The sequence below is a fragment of the Pseudarthrobacter sp. RHLT1-30-1 genome, assembly GCF_059383415.1.
In genome coordinates, this window is sequence record NZ_JBWZCG010000014.1 from 92,082 (window position 1) to 107,197 (window position 15,116).

Below are 15,116 nucleotides of genomic sequence, written 5' to 3' on the forward strand. Positions count from 1 at the left end.
GGCGGTGCCGGGACGGTGCCGGAGCGGGGCGGGCTACAGCCCCGAGTAGGAGTGCAGGCCGTTGAAGAACTGGTTCACAATCGTGAAGTTGAAGACCACGCACAGGTAGCCCACGATGGAGAGCCAGGCCGCGCGGGTTCCGGTCCAGCCGCGGGTGGCGCGGGCGTGCAGGTAGCCGGCGTAGACCACCCAGATCACGAAGGTCCAGACTTCCTTGGTGTCCCAGCCCCAGAAGCGGCCCCACGCCTTCTCGGCCCAGATGGCGCCGAACATCAGCGTGAAGGTCCACCCGACGAACGCGATGGCGTTGATCCGGTAGGAGAGGTTTTCGAGGCTCAACGCGGTCGGCACCAGTCGCATGAAGCCCAGCTTGTCGGCACCGCCGGCAGCGATGGCCTTCTGCCGGTGCGACTGGACCAGCTGCAGGGCCGACATCGCGAAGGTCAGGGTGAACAGCGCGGAGGACAGGACGGCGATCGAGACGTGGATGATCAGCCAGTAGCTCTGCAGCGCGGGAACGAGGTGGCCCACCGGCGTCCAGTAAGCCACGGACGCAGCCACGAGCATGATGATCGCGAGACCGACCACGAAGGTGCCCAGGAAGCGCAGGTCGCGCCGGATCAGGACCAGGAGGAAGACGGCCACGGCGACGAACGCGCCGGTGGTCAGGAACTCATACATGTTGCCCCACGGCACCCGGCCAGCGCCGATGGCCCGCGTGATGACGCCGGCCGCGTGGATGGCGACACCCAGCACCGTCAGGGCCACGCCCACCCTCGCGGGAGCGCGGCGCTCGGCCGAGTAGCGCATTGCCCCATCGGCGGTCTGGCCGATGCCGGCAGCGTTCCCGGTACCGGCACGTGCCGCGGACGACGTCGGGCGCTCGGCCCGGCCAATAGGCCCGGCCACATCCGCGTCGGCCCGGTCAACATCCCCGGAAACACCCAGCGAGGAGGCCCCGACGCCGGCGGCCACCGGGACGCGGGCGGCCTCGGCTCCCGAGAGCCCGGCGGCCTTGAGGTCCACCGCGCGCAGCGTCTTGCTGCTCTTGGCCAGGTCCCACGCGAAGGCGATGAACGCCACCGTGTAGGTGCCGGCCGCGAGGAGCATGAACAACTCGCTGTACTGGCCCATAGTTTCGTTGATGGGGAGCATTACTGATCCTTCTTTGACTCGGAGGAGCCTGCTGTGGACTGGATGAAGTCTGCTGCGGGGTGGTCCGGGGAGGCCTGTTCAGCGCTGCTGCTACCAGCACCGGTGTCGCTAGCAGCCCCGCTACCAGCCCCGGCATCTGCACCGGCACCGGCCCCGGCATTTGCACCGGCGCCGGGCAGCTTGGTATCCGCCCGGTCATTATCCACTCCCCCGCTGGGAGCCGACTGGGAGCCGTCGTCGAGATCCCAGGCCCCCGCGAGGAGTTTGCGGACCGCCGCGGCTTCGCCGGCCAGCCGGTGGTCTTCGCCGCGTGCCAGGAGCCCGTACTCGACCATGGTGCGGCCGTCCGCGTGGGTTCCGGTCCGGACCCAGACGCGGCGGCGGTTCACGTACAGCGAGGTGACCAGGCCGGCCACCGCCAGAAGCGCGAAGATCAGGGCGTACAGCTGGCCCGGATTGTGGTGGATGTCGACGCCGATGTAGCGCTTTACGCCGTCGAAGCTGATGGAGCCCTTGCCGTCGGGCAGGGTGTGGGTGGTCCCCGGCGTCAGGACGATGCCGCCGGCGTCGAGGTTGCGGGCGTTCAACGGGGTCAGCTTCTTCACGTCGAGTTCGAAGACGTTCTGCGGGGCGCCGTCGTCGAGCCCCAGGTCGCCGTAGTACGAGTTCAGGGTCAGCTGCGGGTTGAACAGCTCGGGATCGCCGCTGAAGGACACGCCCTCATCGGTGATGAACGCTGTGGGCAGGAAGAATCCGGCGAAGGCGAGCTGCTCGGGCTTGGCGTCCGGGACCTTGATCACCGCTGAGGAGTAGTAGTTGTCGCCCTGGAGCTTGGCGACAACCGGGCCCTGCATGGCGATGTTGCCGGCGCCGTCGCGGACGGTCACGACCGGGGCGTAGCCGTTGCCCGTGAGGTACATGCTGGTCCCGCCGAGGGTGAGCGGGTCGTTGACCTTCAGCACCTCGGTTTTGGCGGGGGCGTCCGGGGTCTCCTTCGTGGTCACGTCGGCTTTGAAGTCGATGGGCTGGCCGTTCTTGCCCCGGGACTCGCGGTCGAAGGTGATCTGGAACTTGTCCAGCTGGACCGAGTACGGCTGCAGCTGGCCGCTCTGGAAGTTGGTGCCGGGGGTGAACTGGTCGTAGCCCACAAGGGTGTTGACGAAGGTGTCGCCCTCCACGAGGATCCGCTGCCCGCTGTAGCCGAACAGCCCTCCGACGGCGACGGACACGAGCACGCCGATCAGCGAGGTGTGGAAGACGAGGTTGCCGACTTCGCGCAGGAAGCCGCGTTCGGCACCGATCGAGGGGCGGGCGCCGTCGCGGTCGCGGACGTCGACGCGGTAGCCGCGTTTTTTCAGCAATCCGGCGGCGTCGGTGATGGCGCGCGACGCCGGGATCCCGGCGTCGGCGGGGATCACGAGCGTGCCGTATTCGGGCAGCCGGGACAGCCGTGCGGGGGTCCGCGGCGGCTGCGAGCGCATGGCCTTGTAGTGCGCGATGGCGCGCGGGACCACGCAGCCGATCAGCGAGATGAACAGCAGGATGTAGATGGCGGAGAACCACGCCGAGGAGTACACATCGTAGAGCTGGAGCGAGTCGAGGATCTTGCCGTAATTCGGGTTGTCCTTGATGTACTGCGTGACGATCGAGGGGTTCGCGGGCCGCTGCGGGAAGAGCGAACCGGGAACGGCGGCCACGGCCAGCATCAGCAGCAGGAACAGCGCAGTGCGCATGCTGGTCAGCTGGGTCCAGGCCCAGCGGAGCATGCCCATCGGGCCCAGCGTCGGGAGGACAGCCTCACCCTTCGCGGCCGCGACGGAGCTGGCTCCGTCGGACTTGCGGCCGGCTTTGCGGCCGGCTTTTCGGCCGGGCTTACCGTCCGGCTTTGCGCCGGACTCGCTCGCGGACGTCGGGGACTTCTTCTTCTCGTTCACTCGCTCGCTCATCAGATCGGCAATTTCACATCGGTTTGGAACCAGTACTGCAATTCGGACACCCAGGTCCCCCAGACTCCGCTGGCCATCAGCAGGCCGAGTCCCACCAGGATCGCGCCGCCGATGCGCTGGATGGCGAGGCGGTGCTTGCGGAAGAAGGACATCACGCCGATGCCGCGGCGCACGGCCAGGGCGATCAGCAGGAACGGGATGCCCAGCCCAAGGCTATAGACAAACGCCAGGAACGCACCCTTCGCCGCCGAGGATCCCCCGGAAAGGCTCAGCAACTGGACCGCGGAATACGTCGGGCCGATGCAGGGCGCCCAGCCGAGGCCGAACGTGATGCCCAGCAGCGGTGCACCCCACAGCCCGGCCGGCGGCTTGGACTGGATCTTGGCGTCGCGCTGAAGCCAGCCGAACCCGCCCATGAACACCACGCCCATGATGATCACCAGGACGCCCAGCAACTGGGTGATCCAGGCGTTCTGCGAGCCGGTGATCAGCGTCCCCAGCTGGCCGAACGCCCCGCCCAGCAGCACAAAAATGACCGAGAAGCCGAGTACGAACAGGCCGATGCCCGCCAGCATGCGGCCGCGCTTCTGCTTCTGGAGGTCGACGCCGGTCAGTCCCGTGACGTAGCCCAGGTAGCCCGGCACCAGCGGCAGCACGCAGGGCGAGAGGAAGGAGACGAAGCCGGCGAGCAGTGCCACCGGGATGGCAAGCAGCAGCGAACCGTTCAGGATGGCTTCGGCAAAGGGGCTGTTCACGGTCGCTGGCCTGTCCGCTACTCGGCCACGGCGGCGGCGATGAGGGACTTGAGGGTGCCCTTTTGAATTTCACCGAGGACACGGGACGCCACGCGGCCCTGCTTGTCCAGCACGAGCGTGGTGGGCACGGCTCCCGGGGGAACCAGGCCGGAAACGGCCAGCAGCACGGCGCCGTCCTTGTCGTTGAAGCTCGGGTACGTCAGGTTGAAGGTCTTGTCGAACGCTTCCGCTGTGGCCTTCTCATCGCGGAGGTTGACGCCGAAGAACTGTACGCCCTGGCTCTTGAACTCCTGGTGCAGGGCCTCCAATGAGGGCGCTTCGACCCGGCACGGCGCGCAGGCCGCGAACCAGAAGTTCAGCACGGTCACCTGGCCCTGGAAGGCTTCGGCGGTCACCGCGGTGCCGTCGAAGAGCGTGCCCTTGATGGTTACGGGGCTCTTGCGGTCCGCGGCGGCGAATTCAGTCACCGAGCCGTCGCCGGCCACGTAGTTCTTGTTGTCGCCGGCTCTGGCCTGCTGGGCCAGCGCGTCCTCCTGGGCGCAGCCGGAGAGACCCAGTACGACGGCGAGGGCGGCGCCGCCCGCGGTCAGCACGCTGCGGCGGCTCAGGGGTGCCGCGCTGCCGGGGCTTACAGTGCCCGCTGGGCTTGCGGGGTTTGCTGGGTTTGGGCGCATGCTCAGGCTCCGGGGGTGCTGGACGCACCGGGAAGTAGGGCGGCGGCAGGCTCGGTGTAGTCGACCCGCAGGAGGTTCCCGCCGTCGTCGAACACCAGGGAGGTGATCGAGGTGAGCGTGCACTCGCGTTTGCGCGGATCATGCCACAGGGGCTTGCCCTCGGCGCTGAGCCGGGTGGCCCAGATTGGGAGCTGGTGGCTGACGAGGATCGCTTCGGCCCCGTCGCCGCCGAGCTCGATGGCCCGCAGCCGGGCATCCTGCACCGCGGCGATCACCCGGGCGGCCTGTTCCTTGTAGGGCTCGCCCCAGGACGGCCGGAACGGGTTGCGCAGCATGGGCCAGTGCTTCGGCTTGAGGATCTCCGCCTTGTCGACGTGGAGTCCCTCGAAGTAGTTTTCGGCCTCGATGATCCGGGCCTCGGTGGTGATGGCAAGGTTGAGGGCCTCGGCGATGGGCTGGGCCGTTTCCTGTGCGCGGGTCAGCGGGGAGGCCACGAGGTGGACGATCTTCGCACCCTGCCTGGTGCGCTCACTGAAGTGCTCCGCCAGCGTCCGCGCCATTTCCTGACCGAGCTCGGAGAGGTGGAACTCGGGCAGCCGGCCGTACAGGACGCCGTCGGGATTGTGGACCTCGCCGTGGCGGAGCAAATGAACAGTGGCTTGGGGCATGTGTACCAGTTTCTCAAAGGGCAGGGGCAATGACGAAATCTTCTACAGGACGTAGAACTCAAGAGTTTGGAGAAATGTTCCCCGGAGTTGGAATAAAAGATGCAAATGCATGTTTATACTGGGTGAAGCAGTTAGTTGAGACTTCAATAAATGGAGTCTCGGCCGACGATGAGAGCACTGCACGACCCACCCGACTCAAGGAGAAACACCATGGCTCTTCCCGCCAACGTCACCACCGGCCTCTGGACCCTCGACAACTCGCACAGCGAAATTGGCTTCACCGTCCGCCACGCGGGCATCAGCAAGGTCCGCGGCCAGTTCAAGGACGCCGAAGCCACTCTGGACCTCGCCGAGAACGTCGCGGACTCCAAGGTCAATGCCACGATCAAGACCGCCAGCTTCGACTCCGGCGACGCCAACCGCGACGGCCACGTCCGCGGCGAAGACTTCTTCGACGTCGAGAAGTTCCCGGAAATCTCCTTCGTCTCGTCCAGCATCGTCCCCAAGGGTGACGCTTATGAACTGCAGGGCGAGCTCACCATCAAGGGCGTTTCCCGTGAGGTGTTCCTCGAGACCGAATTCAACGGCGTTGCCGTCGACCCGTTCGGCATGACCCGCGCCGGCCTGTCCGCCGAGACCACGATCAGCCGCAAGGACTTCGGCCTGACTTGGAACGCAATCCTCGACGCCGGTGGCGTGCTCGTCAGCGACAAGGTTGCCGTCAACCTGGAACTGGCCTTCATCGCTCCGTCAGCCTAGTTCCCACACACTTGGCCGGCCGGTCCCCAGAACCGTGCCGGCCCGCGGCTTCCAGCCGCCGGCACCCCGCTTCATCCCTGTGATGGAGCGGGGTGTTGCGTTTAACGGGGTGCGCCGGGGCGTGCCGCGCAGCGGGCCTGCCCCCGGTCGTCGACGCCGCCTCCGCGCTGCCGAAATGGCCCGGATCTCGCGGTGTTCCGACATGCGTCGCAACACGCTCAGATTCCCTAGTTACCGGCACAACCGCGGTCTACAGTGAGAGCCATGAGCAACCCTAATGAGGTCCCTCGTCCGCAGCAGCCGGGTGCCCAGCCCCCGACGGCGGACAACGTGCCGCCCGCAGGTTCCGAGCCGCCCCAGGTCACGCCGCCTGCGACCCAGGGGAACCAGGTCCCGGGGTACCAGGGGCCGACGGGCTACCACGGCGGGCCGCAGCAGCCGGGTCACGGCCAGCCGCAGGGTTACCAGGCGCCTCAGCAGCAGTACAACCAGACGCCGCCCGGCTACCAGCCACCACAGGGTTACCAGCCACCGCCCGGCCACCAGCCACCACAGGGCTACCAGGCGACGGGCAGCCAGGTCCCGGGGAAGCCGCTGGGCGGGTTCCGATTCGAGATGCCAACGGACCGGCCCGCGAACCTCTACGATGCCATGCCCCGCGGCGGATTCTCCGGAATGTTTACGGTCACCGGGATGCCGACAGAGCTGAAAGTCTCCTACTGGATCTGGCTGATCGGCGGACTGTTGGGCCTGCTCGGCGGCGTCGTTGGCCTCTTCGGCTCCTTCGTGCTCCTGGCGGTCGTTCCGGGCCTGGGGTTTGTCGTGCTTTTGCTGGTGCTGGTCGCACTCGCGCTCGCCGCGGCACAGGTCATTCTGAGCATGAAGATGAAGGAAGGGCGCGAGTGGGCACGCTTCGCCCTCACAATCGTTGCCGGGATATCCCTCCTGCTGGCCATTCTCAACGCCAGCGCCGCTGAAGGGCGCGGCGGCGGCAGCTGGCCGAGCTTCATTGTGAGCCTGGCGGCGGTCGTGCTGATGTGGATGCCCAACTCGCAGGCATGGTTCGCCTCGCTTAGGGGCCGCAGCTGATCCGGCACTGGCAGACGCCCAAGCCGCCATCCCGGCGTCGGGCACGGGAGCCACCCAAACACGGGCAAGGACGCCAAGCCAGGCACCCCAGACACTCCAGCCCAGGCAACCCGGTCAGGGACACCGGGCACGCAGCGAGAATACCTCTCCGGAATGATCCGCTCCAACGACGACGCGCGGTACGGTGTACCTAAACCATGCTGGGGGCAGGGCAGGAAGCTGTTTCCGGTATCCGAAATCAGACCGCCATGCAAAGGAAAAGCCATGAGCATCCCGCCAGTCCCGCCGTCGAACCCTGACGCACCCGAGCCGGGCGAACAGCCGGCACCCCGCTACGGCCAAAACGCACCCCAGTACGGCCAACCCCCGTCCTCACCGCAGTACGGCCAGCAGGCGCCGCAGTATGGCCAGAACGCCCCGCAGGCGCCGCAGTACGGCCAGAACGCCCCGCAGGCGCCGCAGTACGGCCAGAACACCCCGCAGTACGGCCAGAACCCGCCCCAGTACAACCAGCCGCAGTACGGCCAGCCCGCCTACGGCCAGTCGCCCTACGGCCAGTTCCCCTCGGAGCAGCCGCAGGCCATGACTGGCGCGGCGGGCACGCCGAAGCTCGTCAACACGGCCTTCTGGCTCATCGTCGCTGCCGGCGCGGTCTGGGTGCTGTCCCTCCTGCTGGCGATCGGCATGATTGACTCCCCCGTCATGCGCGACCAGTTCGAACAGCAGATGGCCGCGAGCGGCGCTGAAGTCAGGTTCGAAGACATCAAGGGTTTCCTGGTCGGCAGCATCGTGGTCTTCGCCGTGATCGGCGCCGGGCTCTACGCTCTGGTGGCCCTGAACGTCCGCAAGGGCAAGAACTGGGCACGGATCCTCGGCACTGTCTTCGCCGCCCTGTCGATCCTTAGTCTCTGGCCGTTGAGCCTCGGCACGCTGGCAGTTCTCCTCGGCATCGCAGGCATCGTGATGCTGTACCTGCCGGCAACATCGCCGTTCTTCACCAAGCGGCAGCCGTTCGCCAACCCCTACGGGCAGCCCGGCAAGCCGTACTAAGCCCTAACCCTGCGCGCCACACCAGGCCGCACCAGAGCACGCCAAACATATTTTACTAAGCAGCCATTCACCAGCGCAGAGGGCGCGGGAGCCGGACGGGCTGACTGAACGCTAGTCAGCATCTTCCGGATCCTGCGCCCTTTGTGCGTGGTAGGCGAGGATCTGGAGTTCGGTGGCCATGTCCACCTTGCGCAGGTTGACCCCCGGCGGCACCTGCAGCATGACCGGCGCAAAGCTGAGAATGCTCCGCACCCCGGCGGAAATCACCCGGTCGCAGACATCCTGCGCCACGGCGGCCGGCAGGGCCAGCACCACCATGTTGGCGCCGGTCCGCCGCAGCACCGGATCGAGGTCGGCGGCATCGCTGACGCGCAGCCAGCCCACCTCGCTGCCCACCACCATCTGGTCGGCGTCGAAAATCGCGACAATTTCGAAGCCCCGCGATTCGAACCCGCCATAGCGGGCCAGCGCTTTGCCCAGGTTGCCGGCGCCGACGATGGCGACCTTCCAGTCGCGCATCAGGCCCAGCGCCGCGGCAATATGTTGATTGAGGTACTGCACCTCGTAGCCGACGCCGCGCGTCCCGTACGAGCCCACGTAGGAAAGATCCTTGCGCAGGGTGGAGGAGCTCACACCGGAGGCCTCGGCCAGGGATTCGGAGGAGACCCGGTCAACGCCCTCGGCGAGCAGGGTCGTGAGGGCGCGCAGATAAATGGTCAGCCGGGCCACGGCCGCAGGCGGAATCTGCTTGGCGGCAGCCCCTGCTCCCACGGGCATCGCGCCCGGGGATGAATCCAGCGAAGTCACTATCTGCTCCATTAGGTCGCGTTGTGACTTCCACTCTAGAGCCCCGGCGGTTCAGCGAACAAAGCAGGCGTAACCGGCGCTTCAGGCCTGCCCGCCCAGTGCACGCCGCAGCGTCCGCTCCAGCCGGACCTCGTCAATTTTCCAGAAGTCCCGCTGGACACCGTCCACCAGCAGGACCGGAATTTCCTCCGCAAAGCGTTCCCGCAGTTCGACGTCGTCGTCCACCGGCTGCTCCCGCCAGCCGATCCCAAGACTCCGCGTGACGCGGTCGACGGCGTCGCGCGCCGCCGAGCAGAGATGGCAATCGGCTTTGGTGATGAGGACGACGTCGGGGCTTGGCATGGCTCCACGGTAGCCCGGCCGCCCATTCCTCGTCGACGCGGCAGACACATCCGCGCCGCCGCGGCCCGCGCGCAAGGAACGGGCTGCAGCTTTGACTAGACTCGTGGCATGTCCGAAGAGAAGTTCGTCGCTGTGGTCACACAGCCTGTTGCGGCACCGCAGCACGGTGAAGCCGCGTTCTTCGACGTCGACAACACGCTCATGCGGGGCGCCAGCCTGTTCCACGTGGCCCGAAAGATGTACCAGCGCGGGGCGTTCACCATTCCCCAGGCAGCCGGATTCGCCTGGAAGCAGCTGATGTTCGTGCTGCGCGGCGAGAACATCGATGATGTCCACGCCGTCCGCGACACAGCCCTGAAACTCGGCGCCGGTTTCACCGTTGAGGACGTCGCGGCCCTCGGCGAAGAAGTCTATGACGAAATGATCGAATCCCGGATCTGGCCGGGGGCCAAAGCCCTGGCCGAACAGCATCTCCGGGTGGGCCGCAAGGTCTGGCTCGTGACGGCGACCCCCATCGAGGTGGCCACGGTGATCTCGACCAGGCTGGGCCTCACCGGCGCCCTCGGCACCGTGGGCGAAATCCTGGACGGCTCCTACACCGGCCGGCTGGTCGGCGAGATCCTGCACGGCCCCGCCAAAGCCGTGGCCGTACGGGCGGTGGCCGAGGCCGAGGGGCTGGACCTGACCCGGTGCTGGGCGTACAGCGACTCGCACAACGACATCCCGCTGCTGAGCATGGTGGGGCACCCGGTTGCCATCAACCCCGACGCCCGGCTCCGCCGCCACGCCCGCGAACACAACTGGCCGGTCTACGACTTCCGCTCCGGACGGCGCGCGGCCACCCTGGGGCTCAAGGCCGCCACTGTCGGCGGGGCCATCTACGGCCTGTGGCGCGGCACTTCCCGGTTCCGCGGCCCCAAAATCTGAGCCTCACCGCCGGCGCGTACGGCTTTCCGCTGCGCCTTGGGCTTTCCGCTGCGCTTCCGGCTATCCGCTGCGCGTCCGGACGAGCGCTGCGCGGATGCACCCGACCCCCACCCCTGGCCCGCCACCTTCCGCCGCACTTTCGGCTTTCCGCTGCGCTTCCGGACGAGCGCCACGCGGATCCGCGTAGCGCCTGTCGGAAAGCGCGTCGCCCGTCCGAAAGCACCGCCCGAAAGCGTCGTCCGTCCGGAAACGCACCACACCTCCGGAAACGCACCACCCGACCGTCCCCATTCGCGTCCGGCACCGTCGCCAGGAATGGCGTCATCGGCCGGTCGTGGAAACGCAAAGAAAATGCCCGCTGCCGGAAGGCAACGGGCATTCACATGATTCGAAGTATCTCTACTTCTTATTGCGACGCTGGTGACGCGTCTTGCGAAGCAGCTTGCGGTGCTTCTTCTTGGCCATACGCTTGCGACGCTTCTTAATAACTGAACCCACGAAAGTTCCTTACCGGCTAGATGCAGTACCTACCAGTTGGAAAGTGTCCGCGGGCTAAGCAGCAGACTGTACAACTGACAGGTTCTTACAATGACGTAAAACGTTCCTTAACAGGGTACCGCCTAACGGGGGCGCCCCACGACCTCAGGGGCCCTACGGGGCCCGCGGGTCCTTATTCCGGCCTTGGAAGACGCTGGATGCTCAGCCTGTTTCCGTGTTGCCGTCGACGACCGCACCCTTGAGGTACTGATCGACGGCGGTTTCCGGCACCCGGTAGGAGCGCCCGAAGCGGACCGCCGGCATCTCGCCGGAATGAACGAGGCGGTACACGGTCATTTTGGACACCCGCATGACGTCCGCGACTTCGGCCACGGTCAAAAAGCGTGCGTTGGAGAAGTTAGCCTCCGAAGACATTTCCCTATTCCTTTACTCAAGCGAACGGCAGCCCCATCAGAACGACATGGCGGTGTGCCGATGCTGAGCCATCAAACAACCATGTACTAGATACTGTAGGGGCTGATGGTGCCCCTGTGAAAGGGCAGACCGCGATTCCAAGGGTCACGGAGCGGAAATGATGAGACTCCGCCCACCTCTCCGCCGCCGGGCTACTGTCTACGCGTGACTCTTCGCTGCCGGGCCACCGTCCCCGCGCGCCCCATCTTCCATCCCCGTGCGGACGGGCCACCGGCTCCGCGCGGCCCGTCTTCCCTCCCTGCGCGGACCGTCTTCCCTCTCCGCTGCCGAGCCACAGTCTCCGTGCGGCCCGTCTGCCTTCCCCGCGCGGCCGGTCTTCCCTCCCCGCGAAGCGCGTCTTCGCTAACCTCGGGTCCGGCGGATGCGGGCCGAGGCAGCCAGCTGTGCCAGCACCGATGCCGTGACGTCCCAGTCCATGCAGGCGTCTGTCACGCTCTGGCCGTAGACGAGCTCGTCCGTCCCGGCGGCGTGCTCGGCGACGTCCAGGTTCTGCGCGCCGCCCACGAGGAAGCTCTCCAGCATGACCCCGGCGATGGCGCCGGCCGATGCACCCCCGCTTTCCAGCTGTGCACCGATTTCGAGGGCGACCTCGGCCTGCCGGTGGTGGCTCTTGCCGCTGTTGGCGTGGCTGGCGTCAACAATCAGCCGCGGGTTGAGCTGCTTCGCGGCCAGCTTGGCGGTGGTGGCTTCGATGTCGGGCGCGGAGTAGTTGGGTCCCTTGCGGCCGCCCCGGAGGATGATGTGCGTGTCCGGGTTTCCGGCCGTCGAGACCAGCGCCGCCCGGCCCTCGCCGTCGATACCCAGGAACGCCTGGGCTGCCCCGGCGGCGCTGCAGGCGTCGAGCGCGACCTGCAAATCGCCGTCGGTCCCGTTCTTGAACCCGATCGGCATGGACAGCCCGGACGCCAGCTGGCGGTGGATCTGGCTTTCGGTGGTGCGGGCACCGATGGCACCCCAGGAGACGAGGTCCGCCATGTACTGCGGGCTGATGGGTTCCAGGAACTCGGTGCCGGCGGGCAGCCCGAGCGCGGTGACCTGCTGCAGGAAGCGTCGTGCGGCGCCCAGCCCGGCCGCGATGTCGTGGCTGCCGTCGAGCCGCGGGTCGTTGATCAGGCCCTTCCAGCCCACCGTGGTGCGGGGCTTCTCGAAGTAGGCCCGCATCACGATCAGCAGGTCCTCCTTGTGCTGCTCGGCCTGGCTGACGAGCCGGCGGGCGTATTCGAGGCCGGCCTTGGGGTCATGGATGGAGCAGGGGCCCACGATGACGAGCAGCCGGTCATCGACCCCGTCCATGACGGCGCGGACCTCGTCCCGGCCCCGGGCGACGACCTCGGCGAGGCGGGTGTCCAGGGGCAGCTCCGCGAGCATGTCCCGCGGTGTCGGCAGCGGAGTGAACTCGCTGACGCGCAGGTTAGAGGTGGACTGCTGGGATTCGGGGGCTGCTGCGATGCTCATGTGCGGGTCCTGTTCCGGATGCGGAGCGGGCCCTGATCAGAACCCGCCGGGAAATGGCGAAGGGCAGAGAGTGATCTCTGCCCTGTTGGCTCTGAAGGAAGGTTGGATGCGTGTCAGTTAGACGCGGGCCCCTCCAGAGCCAACGAAAAATACGCATACCAACGGTTTATCATGCTCCGACCATAGCCCGGTGATGGTTCTCACGGCAAAGTCCGGCGTAACATTCCGGCACGCAACGAGTCCGGCGGAGTCGGTGGATCAGGCTCCGGAACCCAGCCCCGCCTCCGCGTAGTAGCCCTCGATGTGCTCCGCCACCAGCACGGCCGCGCGGCCGCCGTCGTGGTTGGAGATGGCAGCCAGGATGCCGCGATGTTCGGCTCGGAGCCGGGCCGCGGTGGCGTCCCAGTCCGACAGGTTCCCGGTGAGGCGGCCGGCGTAGTCCTGGATGGCCTCGCGGAGTGAGCCCATCATGGCGCTGACGACGGCGTTGCCCGCGGCGTCCGCCAGGGCCAGATGGAAGCGGACATCCAGGGTCAGGAACGCCTCGGTTCCGGCGCAGCCGTCCATTTCGTCCAGCAGCCGGGCCGCTTCGGCCAGCGCGGGCGACTCCGGACGCGCCCGGGAAGCGGCCCAGGATTCCAGCAGCACGCGGGTCTCCACGATGTCCTTCACGGGCAGGTGCGAAGTGGCGACGTGCAGCCGGAGGGCCGACCCCAGGGCCGCGGTCGGGTCGGCGATGACGACGGTTCCCGCGTCGGGCCCCGACCCCACGCCGGCGCGCAGCACTCCCATCGCCTCCAGGACCCGGATGGCCTCGCGGACAGAAGTCCGGGAGACGCCGAGCTGCTCGGCGAGTGAGCGCTCGGCCGGCAGCCTTCCACCGAGTGCGAGCTGGCCGCCGGACAGCTGGCCCTCAATCCACTGCAGGACAAGCTGGTGGGTACGCATGGCCCCATCCTACTTGATGTGGTTGGACCACAGACCCTAGACTGTGGTTGGACCACACCCCGTGCCGCTGAGGCGGGACCCACCATCCAGGAACACGAGACCTGCCCGGAGGCAGCAATGACGCAGACGATCGAGCCCGGCAACCCCGAGGTGCCCACCCAGGCTGAAGACACCGGCACGGAGAGCCGCCCGGCAGCCGCCGCCGCGCCGGGAAGCATTCCCGCCGCGCTCAAGCGCCGCATCCCCAAGTACTCGGACCTCGCGCCGCTGATGCAGTTCAAGAAGCCCGAGTTCAGCCGGGCCGCCCGGTTGCGCCGCGCCAGCACCATCTGGGATCTCCGGGACATGGCCAAGCGCCGCACCCCGCAGGCCCCGTTCGACTACACCGACGGCGCCGCCGAAGCCGAGATCACCCTGCACCGCGCCCGCCAGGCGTTCCTGGACATTGAGTTCCGGCCCGGCATCCTGCGCGACGTCTCCAGCGTGGACCTCAGCACCGACATCCTGGGCAAATCCTCCCGGCTTCCGGTGGGCATCGCCCCGACCGGGTTCACCCGGATGATGCAGTCCGAGGGCGAATATGCCGGGTCCCAGGCAGCCGCGGCCGCCGGTATCCCGTACACCCTCTCCACAATGGGCACGGCGTCCATCGAGGACGTGGCCGCCGCCGCGCCGGATGGCCGGAACTGGTTCCAGCTCTACCTGTGGACCGACCGGGACCGCTCGCTGGAGCTGATCGAACGCGCTGCCCGGGCCGGCAACGACACCCTTATGGTCACCGTGGACACCGCCGTCGCCGGGGCCCGGCTCCGCGACGTCCGCAACGGCATGACCATCCCGCCGGCCCTGACGATCAAGACCGTGCTGGACGCCTCCTACCGGCCGGCGTGGTGGTTCAACTTCCTCACCCACGAGCCGCTGACCTTCGCGTCGCTCTCCCGCTACACCGGCACGGTCGCTGACCTGATCAACTCAATGTTCGACCCCACCCTGACCTTCGAGGACCTCGACTGGCTGCGCGCAACCTGGAAGGGCAAGCTCGTGGTCAAAGGCATCCAGACCGTCGAGGACGCCCGCAGGGTCGTGGACCACGGGGCCGACGGCGTGGTGCTCTCCAACCATGGCGGCCGCCAGCTGGACCGCGCCCCGATCCCGTTCCATCTGCTCCCGGACGTCTCGGCGGCGCTCAAGGCGGACAACAGCGACGCGGCAATCATCCTGGACACCGGCATCATGAGCGGCGCGGACATCATCGCGGCCCTGGCCCTGGGCGCCGACTTCACCCTGATCGGCCGCGCCTACCTCTACGGGCTGATGGCCGGCGGACGGGCCGGCGTGGACCGGGCCCTCGAGATCCTCGAAAAGGACATGCTCCGCACCATGGCCCTGCTGGGCGTCAGCCGGATCTCGGAGCTGACGCCGGACCACGTGCGGCTGCTCGGGAAGTAGCCTCCCGGAAGTTCCCGGCGGACAGAACAGCGGGGGGAGGGTTTTTTTGGAAAAACACCATCCCCTTCGTTTTTTCTTGTCCTGCCTCCTCAGCCCGAACCCCCTGCTGGAGCCCCACCT

16 protein-coding genes are annotated in these 15,116 nt (G+C 67.4%); 5 read left to right on the top strand and 11 right to left on the bottom strand.

What is annotated here, in order from left to right; all coding sequences use genetic code 11:
- Positions 1–33: 33 nt before the first annotated feature.
- The 5 genes from ccsB to AC50YM_RS11985 are packed head-to-tail and all read right to left on the bottom strand — an operon-like array spanning position 34 to position 5,198.
- The gene (gene ccsB, locus AC50YM_RS11965) at positions 34–1,155 is read right to left on the bottom strand and encodes a c-type cytochrome biogenesis protein CcsB (RefSeq protein ID WP_494957169.1); all 1,122 of its coding nucleotides are present in this window, start codon (positions 1,153–1,155) and stop codon (positions 34–36) included.
- The gene (resB, locus tag AC50YM_RS11970) at positions 1,155–3,101 is read right to left on the bottom strand and encodes a cytochrome c biogenesis protein ResB (protein WP_494957170.1); all 1,947 of its coding nucleotides are present in this window, start codon (positions 3,099–3,101) and stop codon (positions 1,155–1,157) included. Before resB ends, ccsB begins: the two co-directional genes overlap by 1 nt.
- Positions 3,101–3,856 (bottom strand): cytochrome c biogenesis CcdA family protein, encoded by a 756-nt coding sequence (locus AC50YM_RS11975; RefSeq protein ID WP_494957171.1) that lies wholly within the window; start codon positions 3,854–3,856, stop codon positions 3,101–3,103. Before AC50YM_RS11975 ends, resB begins: the two co-directional genes overlap by 1 nt.
- 17 nt (positions 3,857–3,873) lie before the next feature.
- Positions 3,874–4,530, bottom strand: coding sequence for a TlpA family protein disulfide reductase (locus tag AC50YM_RS11980; protein ID WP_494957172.1), 657 nt, complete (start codon positions 4,528–4,530; stop codon positions 3,874–3,876).
- Positions 4,531–4,532: 2 nt separating this feature from the next.
- Positions 4,533–5,198 carry a histidine phosphatase family protein gene (locus tag AC50YM_RS11985; protein WP_494957173.1) on the bottom strand — a complete coding sequence of 222 codons (666 nt, stop codon included), beginning with the start codon at positions 5,196–5,198 and terminating at the stop codon, positions 4,533–4,535.
- A 210-nt stretch (positions 5,199–5,408) separates the two neighbouring features.
- Between AC50YM_RS11985 and AC50YM_RS11990 the strand changes: the two genes are divergently transcribed.
- The 3 genes from AC50YM_RS11990 to AC50YM_RS12000 all read left to right on the top strand — a co-directional run bounded on the left by AC50YM_RS11990 (position 5,409) and on the right by AC50YM_RS12000 (position 8,096).
- Entirely contained in the window at positions 5,409–5,957 is a 549-nt protein-coding gene (locus AC50YM_RS11990) for a YceI family protein (RefSeq protein ID WP_494957174.1), read from the top strand.
- Between the two features lie 264 nt (positions 5,958–6,221).
- Positions 6,222–7,046, top strand: coding sequence for a hypothetical protein (locus AC50YM_RS11995; RefSeq protein WP_494957175.1), 825 nt, complete (start codon positions 6,222–6,224; stop codon positions 7,044–7,046).
- Positions 7,047–7,310: 264 nt separating this feature from the next.
- Positions 7,311–8,096 carry a hypothetical protein gene (locus tag AC50YM_RS12000; RefSeq protein ID WP_494957176.1) on the top strand — a complete coding sequence of 262 codons (786 nt, stop codon included), beginning with the start codon at positions 7,311–7,313 and terminating at the stop codon, positions 8,094–8,096.
- Positions 8,097–8,207: 111 nt separating this feature from the next.
- Here AC50YM_RS12000 and AC50YM_RS12005 read toward each other — a convergent pair whose 3' ends face one another.
- On the bottom strand, positions 8,208–8,903 hold the full coding sequence (locus tag AC50YM_RS12005; RefSeq protein ID WP_494957177.1) for a redox-sensing transcriptional repressor Rex: 696 nt from the start codon (positions 8,901–8,903) through the stop codon (positions 8,208–8,210).
- An 81-nt stretch (positions 8,904–8,984) separates the two neighbouring features.
- Positions 8,985–9,245 (bottom strand): glutaredoxin family protein, encoded by a 261-nt coding sequence (locus tag AC50YM_RS12010; RefSeq protein ID WP_494957178.1) that lies wholly within the window; start codon positions 9,243–9,245, stop codon positions 8,985–8,987.
- 108 nt (positions 9,246–9,353) lie between these two features.
- Here AC50YM_RS12010 and AC50YM_RS12015 point away from each other — a divergent pair, with 108 nt between their 5' ends.
- Entirely contained in the window at positions 9,354–10,172 is an 819-nt protein-coding gene (locus AC50YM_RS12015; RefSeq protein WP_494957179.1) for an HAD family hydrolase, read from the top strand.
- A gap of 399 nt (positions 10,173–10,571) precedes the next feature.
- Here AC50YM_RS12015 and AC50YM_RS12020 read toward each other — a convergent pair whose 3' ends face one another.
- From AC50YM_RS12020 to AC50YM_RS12035, 4 genes are all read right to left on the bottom strand, one after another.
- Positions 10,572–10,670, bottom strand: coding sequence for a 30S ribosomal protein bS22 (locus AC50YM_RS12020; protein WP_003792170.1), 99 nt, complete (start codon positions 10,668–10,670; stop codon positions 10,572–10,574).
- 201 nt (positions 10,671–10,871) lie between these two features.
- On the bottom strand, positions 10,872–11,084 hold the full coding sequence (locus tag AC50YM_RS12025; protein WP_494893744.1) for a helix-turn-helix domain-containing protein: 213 nt from the start codon (positions 11,082–11,084) through the stop codon (positions 10,872–10,874).
- Positions 11,085–11,486: 402 nt separating this feature from the next.
- Positions 11,487–12,599 carry a 3-deoxy-7-phosphoheptulonate synthase gene (locus tag AC50YM_RS12030; RefSeq protein WP_494957180.1) on the bottom strand — a complete coding sequence of 371 codons (1,113 nt, stop codon included), beginning with the start codon at positions 12,597–12,599 and terminating at the stop codon, positions 11,487–11,489.
- 258 nt (positions 12,600–12,857) lie between these two features.
- Entirely contained in the window at positions 12,858–13,547 is a 690-nt protein-coding gene (locus AC50YM_RS12035; protein WP_494957181.1) for a FadR/GntR family transcriptional regulator, read from the bottom strand.
- A 117-nt stretch (positions 13,548–13,664) separates the two neighbouring features.
- Here AC50YM_RS12035 and AC50YM_RS12040 point away from each other — a divergent pair, with 117 nt between their 5' ends.
- Complete coding sequence (locus AC50YM_RS12040; protein WP_494957182.1) at positions 13,665–14,996, top strand: alpha-hydroxy acid oxidase; 1,332 nt, start codon at positions 13,665–13,667, stop codon at positions 14,994–14,996.
- Positions 14,997–15,116: the final 120 nt, after the last annotated feature.